This window comes from Sorangium sp. So ce1036, from assembly GCF_051369805.1.
GTDB classification, from domain to species: domain Bacteria; phylum Myxococcota_A; class Polyangia; order Polyangiales; family Polyangiaceae; genus Sorangium; species Sorangium cellulosum_F.
In genome coordinates, this window is the sequence record NZ_JBBMOX010000001.1 from 3799707 (window position 1) to 3813333 (window position 13627).

Annotated in this window: 10 protein-coding genes; 6 read left to right on the forward strand and 4 right to left on the reverse strand. The window is 73.0% G+C overall.

What is annotated here, in order from left to right; genetic code table 11:
• Nucleotides 1-78: 78 nt before the first annotated feature.
• The 3 genes from WMF31_RS14615 to WMF31_RS14625 are packed head-to-tail and all read left to right on the forward strand — an operon-like array spanning nucleotide 79 to nucleotide 4870.
• Nucleotides 79-1848, forward strand: coding sequence for a hypothetical protein (locus WMF31_RS14615; protein WP_436602528.1), 1770 nt, complete (start codon nucleotides 79-81; stop codon nucleotides 1846-1848).
• A gap of 21 nt (nucleotides 1849-1869) precedes the next feature.
• Nucleotides 1870-4122 carry a matrixin family metalloprotease gene (locus tag WMF31_RS14620; RefSeq protein ID WP_436602529.1) on the forward strand — a complete coding sequence of 751 codons (2253 nt, stop codon included), beginning with the start codon at nucleotides 1870-1872 and terminating at the stop codon, nucleotides 4120-4122.
• Nucleotides 4123-4147: 25 nt separating this feature from the next.
• Entirely contained in the window at nucleotides 4148-4870 is a 723-nt protein-coding gene (locus WMF31_RS14625; protein ID WP_436602530.1) for an MBL fold metallo-hydrolase, read from the forward strand.
• A 334-nt stretch (nucleotides 4871-5204) separates the two neighbouring features.
• On the opposite strand, the gene WMF31_RS14630 is transcribed toward WMF31_RS14625, so the two are convergent.
• Nucleotides 5205-5708 carry an SRPBCC family protein gene (locus tag WMF31_RS14630; protein WP_129349531.1) on the reverse strand — a complete coding sequence of 168 codons (504 nt, stop codon included), beginning with the start codon at nucleotides 5706-5708 and terminating at the stop codon, nucleotides 5205-5207.
• A gap of 142 nt (nucleotides 5709-5850) precedes the next feature.
• Nucleotides 5851-6495 carry a glutathione S-transferase N-terminal domain-containing protein gene (locus tag WMF31_RS14635; RefSeq protein WP_436602531.1) on the reverse strand — a complete coding sequence of 215 codons (645 nt, stop codon included), beginning with the start codon at nucleotides 6493-6495 and terminating at the stop codon, nucleotides 5851-5853.
• A gap of 486 nt (nucleotides 6496-6981) precedes the next feature.
• On the opposite strand from WMF31_RS14635, the gene WMF31_RS14640 reads away from it, so the two are divergent.
• Nucleotides 6982-7902, forward strand: coding sequence for a transposase (locus WMF31_RS14640; RefSeq protein ID WP_436602532.1), 921 nt, complete (start codon nucleotides 6982-6984; stop codon nucleotides 7900-7902).
• 99 nt (nucleotides 7903-8001) lie between these two features.
• Here the strand turns inward: WMF31_RS14640 and WMF31_RS14645 are convergent, their stop codons facing one another.
• Together WMF31_RS14645 and WMF31_RS14650 are read right to left on the reverse strand one after the other, a co-directional pair.
• Complete coding sequence (locus WMF31_RS14645; protein ID WP_436602533.1) at nucleotides 8002-8337, reverse strand: hypothetical protein; 336 nt, start codon at nucleotides 8335-8337, stop codon at nucleotides 8002-8004.
• A 253-nt stretch (nucleotides 8338-8590) separates the two neighbouring features.
• Complete coding sequence (locus WMF31_RS14650; RefSeq protein WP_436602534.1) at nucleotides 8591-10060, reverse strand: ADP-ribosylglycohydrolase family protein; 1470 nt, start codon at nucleotides 10058-10060, stop codon at nucleotides 8591-8593.
• Between the two features lie 119 nt (nucleotides 10061-10179).
• Here WMF31_RS14650 and WMF31_RS14655 point away from each other — a divergent pair, with 119 nt between their 5' ends.
• Both WMF31_RS14655 and WMF31_RS14660 read left to right on the forward strand, forming a co-directional pair.
• Nucleotides 10180-12951, forward strand: a complete 2772-nt coding sequence (locus WMF31_RS14655) for a DUF2961 domain-containing protein (protein ID WP_436602535.1) — start codon at nucleotides 10180-10182, stop codon at nucleotides 12949-12951.
• Between the two features lie 82 nt (nucleotides 12952-13033).
• Nucleotides 13034-13546, forward strand: a complete 513-nt coding sequence (locus WMF31_RS14660) for a DUF1566 domain-containing protein (protein ID WP_436602536.1) — start codon at nucleotides 13034-13036, stop codon at nucleotides 13544-13546.
• Nucleotides 13547-13627: the final 81 nt, after the last annotated feature.

Here is a 13627-nt window from a genome sequence, read left to right on the forward strand (position 1 = left end):
ACGGCCCGCGCCCGGGCGCCCCGGAGGGCCGGGTTTCCGTTGCAGCGCTCCGGCCCGCGCGGTTAGGTTGCGCCCACCTTGGCCCGCGCGTTCTCCGTCGCTGCCCTGGCGATCGCCGAGGGGGGCGCCAATGCCGTCGGTGCGGTGCGCTTCACCTGCGCCGAGACGGAGCTGGAGGTGGAGCTCGTCCACGTCGCCGGCTACGCCGAGGGGTTCGCCCTGGGCGCCGTGGCCGCCCCGGTCCGCTTCGCGGTGCCCTACACCGCGGTCCGCGGCCTCTTCCGGCGCGGCAAGTCGCTGTGCGTCGCGCTCGATCCGTCCGCGTGCGCGCCGCACAACTGCTTCGTGCTCGCGCGGTTCGAGGGCGACCTGCCCGGCGCGCCCGGCGTGACCTCGCCCGCGGCGATGGAGGCCATGGAGAGCGCGTACCGCGCGCGCCAGCGCGCCCGCCTGGCGAGCTGGGTCGCGCCGGCGCCGGTCGGCGTGCTCGCCGCGGCGCTGTCCCCGGATGACCTCGCGAGCGGCCCGCTCGGGACCGCGTCGTTCGCGCTCCTCGTCGCGCTCGCGATCTGGCTCGCGCTGCGCTTCGCCGCGCGGCTCGCGGCCTGGGGCGGGCCCCCCTCGGACCGCCTGCGCGACGCGCTCATGGCGGAGCTGTCGCGCCGCATGGGCTTCGCGCCGGACCGGCTCGCGGGCCCGGACGCCGGCGCCCCGGCGCCCGCCTTCGCGCCCCGGCCGACGCCGCTCGCCGCGCCGCCGGCGCCACCGTCCCGCGGCGCCGAGGAGGGGGCCGACGCGCTCCCGCTCCGGGCCCGCGTGCTCGTGCCCGCGGCGCTCGCCGTGGTCGGCATCGTGGGGACGATGGCGTTCGTGAAGCGCTTCGCGACGCCCCGGGATCTGCCCCCGACCGGGCAGCCGGCGGCGCGCGGCCTCGGGCCGGCGGCGCGCGGCGCGTCGGCCGCGGTCCTCGAGAGCGAGCGCCGGGAGCGCGCCGAGCTGTCGCTCGCGCACTGCCTCTGCGACCGCGCGGATTCGCCGCTCTGGAAGCAGGGGGTGCCGATCCTCAGCGTGCTCGGGGCGACCGGGCCAGAGGACGGCGCGGGGGTGATCGCGCCGATCCTCAGGCGGTACGGCGGGGGGGGCGAGGAGGGCGACGGGGGCAGGGCCGCGCGGCGGCCGGCGCGCGGCCGGTACAAGTTCGAGCTCGCGGTCGTCAACAACAGCGCCGAGCCCCTCAGCGATTTTCGCGTGCTGCTCACGTTCGCGCGGCGCAACCACCGCGGCGAGCGCGCCGGGATCACCGAGCGCGGGCTGTTCTGGGAGGGCGAGCTCGCGCCCGGGCGCGCGGTGAAGTGGCACGTCGAGGCGCCCGGCACGGAGGTGCAGATCGAGCCGGAGGTGACGGGCATGCTCGGCGGCCGGATCGCGCCGGCGCCGCCGGACGCGTTCTTCGAGCTGACGCGCGCGCGTTACCGCGTCGTGCGCATCCACGCGGCGATGATGCTCGCGTGGCACCGGGATCCGCGCGCCCACGAGGCGCTGCTGTCGCTCCTGCCCGCCGCGCCCGAGGAGGAGGCGACGCTCTCGCGGATCCGGCGCGCGACGGCCGAGGTCGTCCCCTGCTCGGTCCGGGTGGAGGAGGGGCGGCTGCGCGCCTGCCTCTTCAACGGCAGCGTGGCCCCGCAGCGCGGCGTCACGCTCCGCGAGGTCGCGGCGGACGAGGGCCGCGCGCCGCGCGCCTGGCCCATCCCGGCGATCCTGCCCGTCCACGAGGGGGTCGAGGTGCGGCTGCCCCTCGAGGGGGGCGCGGAGCCCGAGGAGCTCGAGGTGCTGGTGGAGGGCCGGTGAGAGGGCGAAAATGACGGGAGGATGAAGGGACGCTCGAGGGCCGCGCTCGCCCTGGCGGCCGCGCTCGCCGCCGGGCCGGCGCTGCTCGCCGGGGCCCGCGAGGCCGCCGCGTGGGCGCCGCTCGACCTCGAGGTCGTCCCCCGCTGGGGGGAGCTGCCGGTCCGCTACCACATCCACCGGAAGACGATCCCGGAGCCGCTCTCCGGGGTCGTGGTCGCCGCCGTCGAGGCCGGGTTCGCCGCCTGGTCGAGCCCGGGCTGCACGGCGTGGCAGGCCGTGCACCTCGGTGACACGGACGCGGGATACGACTTCGACGACGGCGACAACGTGATCCTCTGGATCAGCGACCGCTGGCCGGACGCGTTCGGCGACGCGGAGGCGATCCTCGCGATCACGACGCCGGTGTGGGGGCCGGATGACGTCATCGACGACGCGGACATGGCGTTCAACGACGTGGGCTTCTGCTGGAACGACAGCGGGGAGGGGGGCTGCGTCGACGTGCAGTCGATCGCCACCCACGAGGGAGGGCACTTCCTCGGCCTCGGCCACACGAACGCGCGCGACGCGACGATGCTGGGGTTCTATCCGGGGGGGACCACGATGCGATCGCTCGAGAGCGATGACATCGAGGGGGTCTGCGCGCTCTACCCGATCGGCGGGACGACGGCGGCGAGCTCGGGCGGCGGCCCGGGGGCGGGCCCGACGGCGGCCGCGGGCGGCGGCGTCGAGGACGCGGGCGGCGCGGGCGGCGCCGCGCCGGGGGCAGGGGGTGGGGCCGGGGAGGGGTCAGGGCGCGACGGCGTGGGAGAGGGCGAGCGCGGCGCGGGCTGCTCCTGCGCGGCGGGGGGGCGGCCGCGGGGCGTCGGAGGAGCCCTGCTGCTCGCCATGCTGGGCGCGTCGTGGATGTGCCGGCGCGGACGGGCCCGCTTTACAACCCAGCGCAGCCGGGGCAAACGTGCCGCCATGCCCGAGTCGAGCAGTGCAGCGTTCGACGCGGAGGTCGCGCACGCCCTCCGCGCCCTTGGGGTCAACAGCGCCGATGCCGCCCTCGACCCGCTGGGCGATCCGGCCGGCGCGGCGCGCGCCCTCGCGGCGGACGGCGGAGCGCCGCTGCTCCTGCGCGCGGCGCCCGAGCTCGGCGCGCCGACGCGCGACAAGGACACCCCCTTCGGCCCGGCGCCGCGCGATCCCGTGTGGCTCCGGATCGAGCGCGGCGCGAGCGTCGTCCGGATCGCGCCGCTGCGGCTCGCCGGCGGTGAGGGGGCGCGATCCGGGGAGGGCGGCGCCGGGGCGGCGGGCGAGGGCGCGGTCGAGCCGCGCGAGGCCGTGCGCGTCGAGGTGACCACGGCGCAGCGCCCGTGCTGCGGCGCGGCCACGTGCGGCCGCGAGCGGACCCTCGCCGCCGCCTGGCTCGCGCTCGCGCCGAAGGAGCCCTCGGCGGGGCGCGCCGGGGCAGCGCAGCGCCTGCTCGTGGCCGAGGCGCAGGATCTCGAGGCCGCGCGGGCGGAGGCGCTCGTCGAGGCGGTGGCCGCGCCGCTGGCCGCCTCGCTGCGCGTCCCGCTCGAGACCGCGCGGGCGACCGAGCCGCCGGACGCCATCGCGCCGCGGTCGCTGCCCGAGCCCGCGCCCGAGCCCGCGCCGCCGCTCACGGCCGCGGCGCTCTCGCGGTTCGCGCTCCGCAGCGAGGGGGAGCTGCTCGTGCTGCGAGACCACGCGAGCCGGGGGCCGCGCTCGTCCGCGGCCCGCAACGGGCTCATCGGGGCCGCGCTGCTGCTCGGCGCGCTCGCGCTCTGGATCCAGGTGATGCGGAGCGCCTCGGCGGGCGACAGCGGCATCGCGATCGGCGTCGGCAGCGCCGCCGCGCTGCTCTCGCTCGCGGGCTACGCGTTCCTCGGCGTGGCGAGGTTCTCGTCCAGGTACGCGGCGCGCTCGGCGCCGGTCGCGTGGTTCGCGCAGGGCCGCTTCGTCGTCGCGCCGTGGGTGAGCCGCGCCGGCGCCATCGATCTGCGGCCCGAGGGCCGGCTCGGCGCCGCGATCTCCGCGGGGGAGGTCCACGGCATCCACGTGGTGCCCCGCGGCGACCGCTTCTCGGTCGAGCTCGAGACCGACCACGGGGCCATCGACGCCCTGCTCACGGAGCGCGAGGACGTCGCCCGCTACTGGCGCGACGCGATGGCTCGCGCCGTCGCCTCGGTGCGCCACCCGGGCGGCCCCTCCGCGAGGCAGCGCCTCCGCGCGCGCGCGGAGGCGCAGCAGGCCGCCGCGGCGAGCTGATCGGCGCGGCCGGAGAGGAGGAGAGATGACGGATCCCTTGACGGAGACCCGGGTCACCGAGGTGGCCCACGGGATTTACCAGCTGCACACGCCGATGGGGACCGGCGAGACCGCGTTCTCGTTCAACCAGTATCTCCTGCTCGACGACGCCCCGCTGCTGTTCCACACCGGCCCGCGCCGCCTGTTTCCGGCGGTGCGCGCGGCGATCGCGCGGGTGATGCCGGTCGAGCGGCTGCGCTACGTGGCGTTCTCCCATTGCGAGGCGGACGAGTGCGGCGCCATGAACGCGCTGCTCGACGCCGCCCCGCAGGCGGTGCCGGTGTGCGGGCGGGTCGCCGCGATGGTCGACGCGGACCTGTTCGATCGCGCGCCGCGGGCGCTCCAGGACGGCGAGGTCCTCGCGCTCGGGGAGCGCCGCGTGCGCTGGCTCGACGCGCCCCACCTGCCGCACGGCTGGGAGTGCGGGTACCTGTTCGAGGAGTCGACCGGGACGCTGCTCTGCGGCGACCTGTTCACGCAGCCCGGCGGGGGCCGCCCCGCGCTCACGCGCGACGACATCCTCGCGCCGAGCGAGGCGATGCGCCGGTCGATGGATTACTACGCGCACGGCCGCGACGCGCCCCGGCTCCTCGAGAAGCTGGCGGCCACGTCTCCCCGCGTGCTCGCCTGCATGCACGGACAGGCCTACGAGGGCGACGGGGCGGCGCTCCTGCGCGAGCTCTCGCGCGCGCTCGCGGGCGAGCGCTGAGCCCGGCGCCGCGGCGCGCGGGCAGCCCTCGCGGGTGTCGCTCACGATCACGGCATCGGGGCTGCGGATCAGGCGAATGCGAGGCCCGCCGTTGCGAGAGCCGACGTTGTTGACGAACGCCGCGCGGGGGCTGTGCCGATCCAGGATGGAGCCGCTGCCGTCCGAGCGGCGCGACGAGATGACGCGATGCCGTTGCCGTCCGCGATGCCGTTGATGTGCTGGAGATGGCCGCTGGACATCGTGTCGCAGCTCGCGTCGGCCAGCCGTTGCCCAGGCCCATGGACGAGGAGTTGCGCTCTCGCGCGTGGGCCGAGCCTTCGCGCGCCGGCGCTGGCTACTCCTGCGCGCGTGCGTCGCCCAGGTAGTAAGCACGCTGCGCCGGATAATAGTCGGCGAAGTCGGGCAGCGGCTCGCCGAGGCGGGAGGCGGCGAGCATGTCCAGGTAATACTCCCAGCCCGGCCCGGCGTCGCCGGCGAGCGCCGGATCGGTGAGGTGCTGGACGAACATGAGCTCGGTGGTTTCGCCCTGTGTCGTGAGCGAGACCTCGATCCGCCAGTCGCCGTGATCATCCTTCATCGAGACCGCGAGGCGATGCGGCGGCTCGCAAGCGTCGATCGAGATGTCGCACGAAGGCGCACCTTTCTCGAATGCCATCTGGAGGCGCACCGTCGTGCCGGGCCCCGCTCCCCCCTCCCATGGGCCGATCCAGCGCGCCGTGCTCTCGGAGGCGGTGAGGCTACGCCAGACGTCCTCGATGGGAGCGCGAAAGCTGCGGGTGATCACGAGATCGGCGCCTGTCGCTGTGTTTCGGACGCGGCCAGTGGGTCGGGGGTTCATGTGGGCTCCTCTTTGCATTCTACGAATCAGGACTGACGGTGCCCGGGCCGCAGGGCCGTCGGGCAAATGTGCGGCCAGAGCGTTACGCGCCTGCCATGCCGCACGGCGCCCCTCGGCGCTGGAGGCGATACGCCGGGCGGACTCACGGAGTGTCGAAGCGATACGTGGTTGCCTGGGTCGATGCGCGCTGGCCGTACTCCTCGCAGAAGGCCGCGAGGGCCCGGTAGCCGCTCGTGGCCAGCATACTCCGGAACTCGAGGTGCGTGACGAGGCAGAACATGCAGACCTCCAGGTAACTGAGGGCGCGATCCTGGGGCAGGCCGGCGCGTACCGCCTGGACGTTGTCGTCGAGCCAGGTGAGCATGTTGAGCAGGCTCTGCTGCTGCTTGGTGAGATGCGCGTCGTCCCTGGGCGTGCCCGCGAGCTGACTCATGATCAGCGAGACTTCGGTGGCCATGGCTTGCACGACGAGCTCCTGCGCGTTCGCCGCCAGGGCGGCGGTGAGGTGCTCGGGCCAGACTACGGGCCGCTGCACCGGTGCCCGGCGCGCGAGCTCGCGGCAGATGTTGAGCGTGCCGAGCCACGTGGTCGCCCCGGTTCGCAGGATTGGCAAGCGCAGCGCGGGGTTGCCCGCGAAATCCGCGGCGTTCATGGATCGCAGGTCGGGGACAACCTCGAAGGCGTATGCGACCTCGAGCTCCGCGGCGAAGATGCGCGTGACGCGCGTGAAATGGGAGCTCGAGCGACCGACGAGGGTGGGAATAAGATCGGATACGGGCTCGGTCACCCGCTCCAGATATCACATGCCTCGGCCCGGGGCGACGGGGTTCGCAGGTTGGGTGGGGAGGCCCGACCCAGGTTGGGGGAGGCCCGACCCAGGGGGACGCCCGACCCAGGTTGGGGGTGGGGAGGCCCGACCCAGGTTGGGGGGGGAGGCCCGACCCAGGTTGGGGTGGGTGGGGGGGGGAGGCGCGACCCGACCCGGGAGGCCCGACCCAGGTTGGGGTGGGGGGGGAGGCGCGACCCGGGAGGCCCGACCCAGGTTGGGGAGGCCCGACCCAGGTTGGGGCGACCCCGACCCAGGTTGGGGCGGGTTTTGTGCGACCCGCTGCCCAACGATTGGCCGAGCAGCCCGGGCTGGACCAGCGCAGCGCGCTCCGGCAAGTGTGGCGGAATCTGGCGGAAGCCGGCGGCCGCCACCCTCCGAGCGGGGTAACCCACTGAAATGATTCACGCCGACTCACGGCACGACGCTTGTCTCTACGCTCCGGCCATGAGCCAGCCACGCGAGATCGTTCCAGGCGCGACCTACCTGCTCACCCGTCGGGTCCTGCGCCGGCACCTGCTGCTGCGCCCAGATGCGGCCATCAACCAGCTGTTGGTCTACGCCCTCGCTGTCTCGGCCCGCCGCTACGGCGTCGAAGTTCATGCCCTTTGCGCGATGTCGACACATCTGCACCTGGTCGTGACTGATATGCAGGGTGTGCTACCGCGCTTCTTGCAGTTCTTCCACCGCATCGTCGCGCTGGGCACGAAGGTGCTGCGCAAGTGGGAAGGTCCGGTCTGGGACCATGAGGCCACGAGCGTGGTACGGCTGCTGACGCAGACGGCGGTGGTGGAGAAGATCGCGTACGTGCTCGCGAACCCGGTGGCGGCCGGACTGGTTCGGCATGCGAGGGAATGGCCGGGCGCCAAGGTGGAGGTGGGGGAGCTCGGCCGTGGCGCGCTCCACGCGACGCGTCCGTCGGCGTACCTCGACCCCAAGAATCCTCAGTGGGCCGAGGAAGCGACGCTCCCGCTCGCGCTGCCGCCGGGCATCGAACAGGAGAACGCAGAGGGCTTCCGTCATGAGGTCGCTGCCGAGCTCGAACGCCAGGAAGCGCAGGCCCATGCGGAATTGGAGGGGCAAGGACGTGGCTTCCTAGGAGCCGAGCGGGCCAGTGAGGTCTCCCCTTACGAGCGAGCTACGAGCTTCGAGGGGCTGCGTGTGCGCAATCCGACGTTCGCCGTCGGCCGTGACCAGGGCGACGCGCGGCGAACGGCTGCTGCCGCTGTGCGCGCGTTCCGCGCGTCGTACAAGGCGGCGCTCGAACGATGGTGTTCTGGTGTGCGTAGCGTCCTGTTCCCGGTGGGGACATGGTGGATGCGCACGTTTCATGGCGTCAGCGTGGACGACGCGGTGCTCGCGGTATAGAACCGCGCGCGGGAGCGCGATGGTGAGACGGCCTCGACGCGTCGTCGGGGAGCGTGCGGTCGGATGGGTCTCCACGATCGGCTCGTGGCGAGGCGCTCGTCAGGGTGAGGCGCCCTCCTGACAGCGGCCCCCGATGCACTCGAGCGGACCCGGTACTGCGCAGTCGTACGCGCACGACCGCCCACCGCGCTCGTAGTCCTCGATGAGCGCGCGCGCCTCTTCCTCTACCTCCGTTTGTCTTGCGCTGTTCACGGCCACGACACACCCGAGCGGGCAGCCGGCAGACGCATAAACGCATTCAGAGACATCGTTGCATGCGTTCGATTCGGCCACGATCGCGTCGAACTTCTCCCGAGCCTCCTCCTCGCTCAAGGTGCAGCTCGCACAGATGAGACCGATGAACAAGAGTATTGTGCTTATCCTCAACATCGACATACTTCGCCTCCAAGATAAGGCGTCCGTCATGTGGCGCTCGCCTCGGCGCTATGCTCAAGTGTGCATCTTTCTCTCGTGACCATGGACTCTCGAGCACAAAGCCGTCGGGACGGGTCCTCGCCCGGAACGGCTCTCGCGGCCAGCGCACGACCCGCCCGCGGTATCAGGATCGCTGGGGAGAACGGCTCTTCCATGCCCTCGATCCGAACGGAATTTCTGCCAACTCGTCAAGGAGAACTACAACAGGGGAAGGTTACAACCCGGGTCGGCGGAGAACCACAACCCGGGTCGGGGTCGACGAGAACCCAACCCGGGTCGGGGTCGACGACGACGAGAACCCAACCCGGGTCGGGTCGCAGAGCCAACCCGGGTCGGATCGAGAGCCAGGGAGCACCCACCGGGTCGACTCGACCTGGCCGCCCTCCTCCTGGACGGCGCGATCCACCAGCGCGACCATCCTCGTCGAGATCGCCGTGAAGGTGTCCTCGGCCTCGCGATCCTCCGGCAGCCGGTCCGGGAGCGTGGGCCGCGTGCGGTGGACGTGGTAGCGCTCGGAAACACGTGCCCCCGGGAAGGATCGGCGCAGCTCCTCCATCCCGCCGATGAGCGCCACGAGCGCGCCCATCGTCGCTGTGCCGTTGTCCGAGTCCCATCCGGACAGGGTGCCGATCTGCACGGTACGCAGGAAGTTCCCCCCGCCGAAAAGCAGGGCCATCGTCCCGGTCGCCAGGTTGATCGCCGATTCCGTGAACCCCCGGTACACGAAGCCGTGCGCCCAGGCCCGTTCCTGGTAGCGATGCGCGATGGCGTCGCGAACGCTCTCCCAATCATCGCGATCCTCGGTCGATAGATACGCGGACACCACGAAATCGATGACATCGGCGGCCTTCGACCCGTCCGGCAGATGACCCCTGGCCTCCCGGACGATGCGCACGAGCTCCTCCTGCCGCGGCTTCTCCGGATCGACGGTCGCGGCGAGCGAGAAGAGGAGGACATGGAACTGCGCCGCGTGCGCGGCGTGATCGCGGGCCGTGGTCCGGATGGGGAGGTCGGCCATCCGCAGCGCGAGCCCCGGCATGCCGGGCGCGAGGGCGCCGAAGATCTCCGTCGTGAGCTGTGCGTCGATGTGGAGCGCGTACGGATTGAGCGCCGGATGGCTCGTCGCCGGGGGCAGCACGCCTCGCTCCAGGAGGTCGCGCGCCCTCCGGTTGGAGACCCATATGAAATCACGGATATGCGCGCGCCACCCGTCCCGGATCTCCTCGGGAGAGAGAAAGAGCTTCCCGGCCTCGGTCATGAGGTGCAGGTAGACATATTCGATGTCGGTGTCGTCGTCGGCTGGGCAGGGGTCGAGGAGCACGAAGTCGATCCGCGCCCCGTCGCGGCCCAGGGGTTTCCCCCAGTCGGCGTCGGTGAAGAAGGGGCGCTCGATGCGGACGCCCTCCGTCCGCAGCCCCGTCCAGTTGGCGATGCACGCGCCAACCCACATCGCACGGAGCCGCTCGGCATACGCCGCGCGATCGAGCCGCGGCCGCGTCCTTCCGGGCATTCCCGGCGGGGCCCGTTGCTCCACGGGCTCGGCGAACGCGCAGCCCGGCGCGCGGCCGCCAGCGCCCGCCAGCGGGGAGAGCGCGAGGAGCGAGAGGAGCAGCCCGCGAGCGCGCGCGGAGAGCCCGATGCGGATCGGCCCTCCGACGGCGCGTCGATCGTCTCGAGTGCGCATGGATTACCCCTCGAATGCGCGCCCGGAGCGTCGCGCGTGGTCTCTCCCCGCGGTGGTGCAAGCGAGATACCTGGCCGCGCCCGCTCCCTCGGCGCCGTCCGCGCCCTTAGGTTGCGCTCATGCACGCCGGAACCCACAACGTGCGCGCCGCGGGCGCACGCCTGGACCTCTTTGTCTCCCGCGCGATTCGCCACCTCCTCGGGGCGTCCCTCGCCATGGCGCCGGGCGCGGCGTCCATCGCGCCGGTGCTGGAAGATCTCCTCTCCTTTCACCCCGGGTGGATCACCCGGAGCGTGACCACGCACGACCCCGCAGGCGGCAATGACGACGGCTATCGCCCGGGGATCGCCCGCGAAGGCGATCACCAGGTCCTGTTCCACGCCCGCGGTGAGGGGAGAATCACGCGGATCTGGATGACTGCCCCGCGCGCGGAGCTCGATAAACCCGACCAGGAGCTCTGGATCGAGATCGACGGACGCACGGCCTTCCGCGGATCGCCCCACGACTTCTTCGAGGGCAGGGGCCCCTGGAGATCGCCCCTCGCGCTCGGCGTCGAGGCGAGCTCGGGAGCCTTCACGAGCTACGTCCCTTTCGCCTGGTCCAGCGAGGCCAAGGTCCGCTTCCGGGGCGTCCCCGTCTATTATCAGATCACCTACCGCGAGGGCCCCGGCGCCGCGTCGGGTCCGACGCCCGAGCAGCTCGAGCGCTTCATGGCCGAGGACTGGACCGCCACCCTGCCCGCCCCGTCTCCCCGGGAGGCCCTGCGCCCCGGCGCCCCGCTGCTCCTGGCGGCAGGCCCCGCGACCGTGGCGGGCCTCGACATCCGGATCCCCGCCGGGAGCCTGAGAGACCTGGCGGTGAGGATCGGTGGGCAGCCGCCCGTGCCCGCGTCCTTCTTCTTCGGCCTGGCCAGCACGGGCACCGAGGTTGACGGCGGATGGACCACCTTCCGGAGCGCGCTGCACGCCGCCTGGGCGCCCGATGGCGCGGGAGCCGGCCGGCTCGCGACGCGGCTGCCCATCCCGCTCGCCGAAGGGGAGTCGCTCGCGCTCGAGGCCGCGCCCGGAGCGGCCATCGCGGGCATCGAGGCGGCCGTCGACCTCGCGCCCGCGCGCCCCGGCGTGCGGCTCCTCGCGCAGTACCGCGACCAGACGGCCCCCGGGCGGGAGACGACGATGCCCCTCGTCGAGAGCGATGAGCCGCTCCAGGTCGTCGCCCTCATCGAGCAGATCCGCGGCGGCCGCCCCGACGACCGGACGTACCTCGAGGGCGACGAGATGATCCGGACCGACGGGATGTCGTACCCGCTGCAGATCGGGACCGGCACCGAGGACTATTTCAACGGCGGCTTCTATTTCCTGGGCCCGCACAGCAACGCCTTCAGCGGCCAGCTCCGCTTCCTCGTCGACAATCCCGAGGACGGGGGGAGAGGAGCCCGGTTCTCCCATTCCCTGTACCGCCTGCACGTGGCCGACCCCATCGTGAGCCGCTCCGGCCTGCGCTTCGGCATGGAAGCCGGACCGACCGGCGCCTACACGCCGCTGCGGGTGCGCTCGCTGGGGCTCTCCTACGCATTCCCGGAGTATCGCGTGCTCGGTGAGCAGCCGATCCCCGTGCGCGGGGAGGGGCGCCGCGCGCACTCCGCCGTCGACGCCGAGCGCTCCTCGCCCCGGCGGCTCATGCTGTCCCGCGAGGGCCGCGGGATCACCCGGATCGAGGTCGAATGCCCGCCCGAGGCGCGCGGGCTCCTGCTCCTCCGCGCGTACTCCGCGGCGAAGGCCCCCCAGACGGCGCGCGTGAGGCTCGATGGGCGGGACGTCGGCACGATCCACGAGATGCAGGCAAACCCGGTCCGCTCGTTCGCGGAGGACGCGCTCTGGATCGACTTGCCCCCCGGTCAATGCGGCGCGGGCAGGCGCCCGGCCCTCGAGATCGACGCGACGAGCTCCCCCGCGCCCTGGAGCGAGGGCGGCTACACGCTGCGGTTCTTCTCCGGGCCTCCCGCGCCGCAGCTCAGGCAGGGCCCCGCGGTGGAGATCTTCGACACCGAGGGCCTCCCCGGGGGCCCGTTCTACGTGAACGATCATTCGATGATCCAGCTCCCCGACGGCCGCTGGATGCTCACGGGCATCTTCAACCCCGAGCCGTATCGGCCGGACACCGAGCGGGCGTTCGTCCTGGCCACGGCGCCTGGGCCCGGGCCGGCGCGCTGGGTCGAGGCCGCCTCACCGAGCTTCGCGCTCGCCCCGGAGCGCTTCTCCACCCACGCCCTCGCCGACGAGCGCTGGATCTGGGCCCCCCACGTGGTCCGGGATCGAGACGGCAGCCTGGTCATGATCTTCCACGTGGGCACGCCCGATCCCGACCGGTCCGGCTTCCGGATCGCGCGCTCGCGCGACGGTCGTGCCTGGGCCCGCCACGGGAGGACGCTCTTCGAGGACATCTGCGTCGCCCGCGATCCGATGCTCGTCCGGCTGGGCGATCTGTGGGTGGTGTATTACACGCGCTGCGCCTCGCGGGAATTGCGCCTGAGCGGCGTCGCTTACCGCACGTCGCTGGATCTCGCCCACTGGAGCCCGCCGGCCATGGCGCTCACGCTCGGGCCGGAGACCGCGATGCACAACAGCGGTCATACCGAGTCGCCGTTCGTGTTCGCGCGGGGGGGATGGTTTTACCTGACGGTCACGAGCTATCCAGTCCACGAAGACGCCACGTTCGTCTACCGCTCGCGCTCGCCGTTCGCGTTCCCGCCGCGCCCCATCGCCCGGCTGCGCGCGCACGCGGCCGAGTGGGTCGCGGACGGGGGCGGCTTCGGGGCGGGGCGCCTGTTCTTCACGCATGCAGGGGCCGGAAAGGGCGGCGTGTTTCTCCAGGAGCTCTTTGGCATCTGAGCTCGAGGTCCTCTGTCAATCCGTGCCGGATCGGCCCGTGCTCATCGGCCGGGCGTAGCGCGCCGCCCAGCAGGTCCCTCACGTGAGCGACGGGATCGTCAGCAACGCCTACTCCAAGGCGACGGCGGCGAGCCTGCGCTGCGTGCGGGGCAACGGCGAGGGGGAGGCGCCGAGCAGCCCGGCCGTCGCGCCGCCCGACCAGTACACCGTCGTGTTCCCCGGCGAGGTGAGGGACAACTACACGGGGTTGATATGGCAGCAGGCCACTTCCTCGACCACGATGAGCCGGGCCGACGCGAAGCGCTCCTGCGCGACGCTCGATCTCAACGGCCACGCCTTTCGCCTGCCGAGCATTCGAGAGCTCTCGACCCGGGTCGATGAGGCCCAGGTGGCGCCGTCGATCCACCGGGCGATGCTCCCCGACACGAAGTACGGCGCCCGCAGCGACAACGGGTACTGGGCCGCCGAGGCGGCCGCGAGGGACGCTCAGGTCGCCTGGGCGCTCAACTTCGACGACGGCTTCACCGGGTTCAACGCCGGCGCGAGCGGCTCGTGGAACCATTTCACGGCCGCCTGGGTGCGGTGCGTGCGCTGAGATCTCCCCGGGACCGGCGCCGCGCCCCGGATCGCGGCGCCCCGGCCCCGCGGTGACGCGTCGCGCTGTGCGTCCGCGCGT

Excerpts from the sequence above, each read along its gene's own strand:
- WMF31_RS14620 (WP_436602529.1), top strand. The coding sequence starts at position 1,870 with ATGAAGGGACGCTCGAGGGCCGCGCTCGCCCTGGCGGCCGCGCTCGCC.
- WMF31_RS14625 (WP_436602530.1), top strand. The coding sequence starts at position 4,148 with ATGACGGATCCCTTGACGGAGACCCGGGTCACCGAGGTGGCCCACGGG.
- WMF31_RS14630 (WP_129349531.1), bottom strand. The coding sequence starts at position 5,708 with ATGAACCCCCGACCCACTGGCCGCGTCCGAAACACAGCGACAGGCGCC.
- WMF31_RS14640 (WP_436602532.1), top strand. The coding sequence starts at position 6,982 with ATGAGCCAGCCACGCGAGATCGTTCCAGGCGCGACCTACCTGCTCACC.
- WMF31_RS14645 (WP_436602533.1), bottom strand. The coding sequence starts at position 8,337 with ATGTCGATGTTGAGGATAAGCACAATACTCTTGTTCATCGGTCTCATC.
- WMF31_RS14650 (WP_436602534.1), bottom strand. The coding sequence starts at position 10,060 with ATGCGCACTCGAGACGATCGACGCGCCGTCGGAGGGCCGATCCGCATC.
- WMF31_RS14655 (WP_436602535.1), top strand. The coding sequence starts at position 10,180 with ATGCACGCCGGAACCCACAACGTGCGCGCCGCGGGCGCACGCCTGGAC.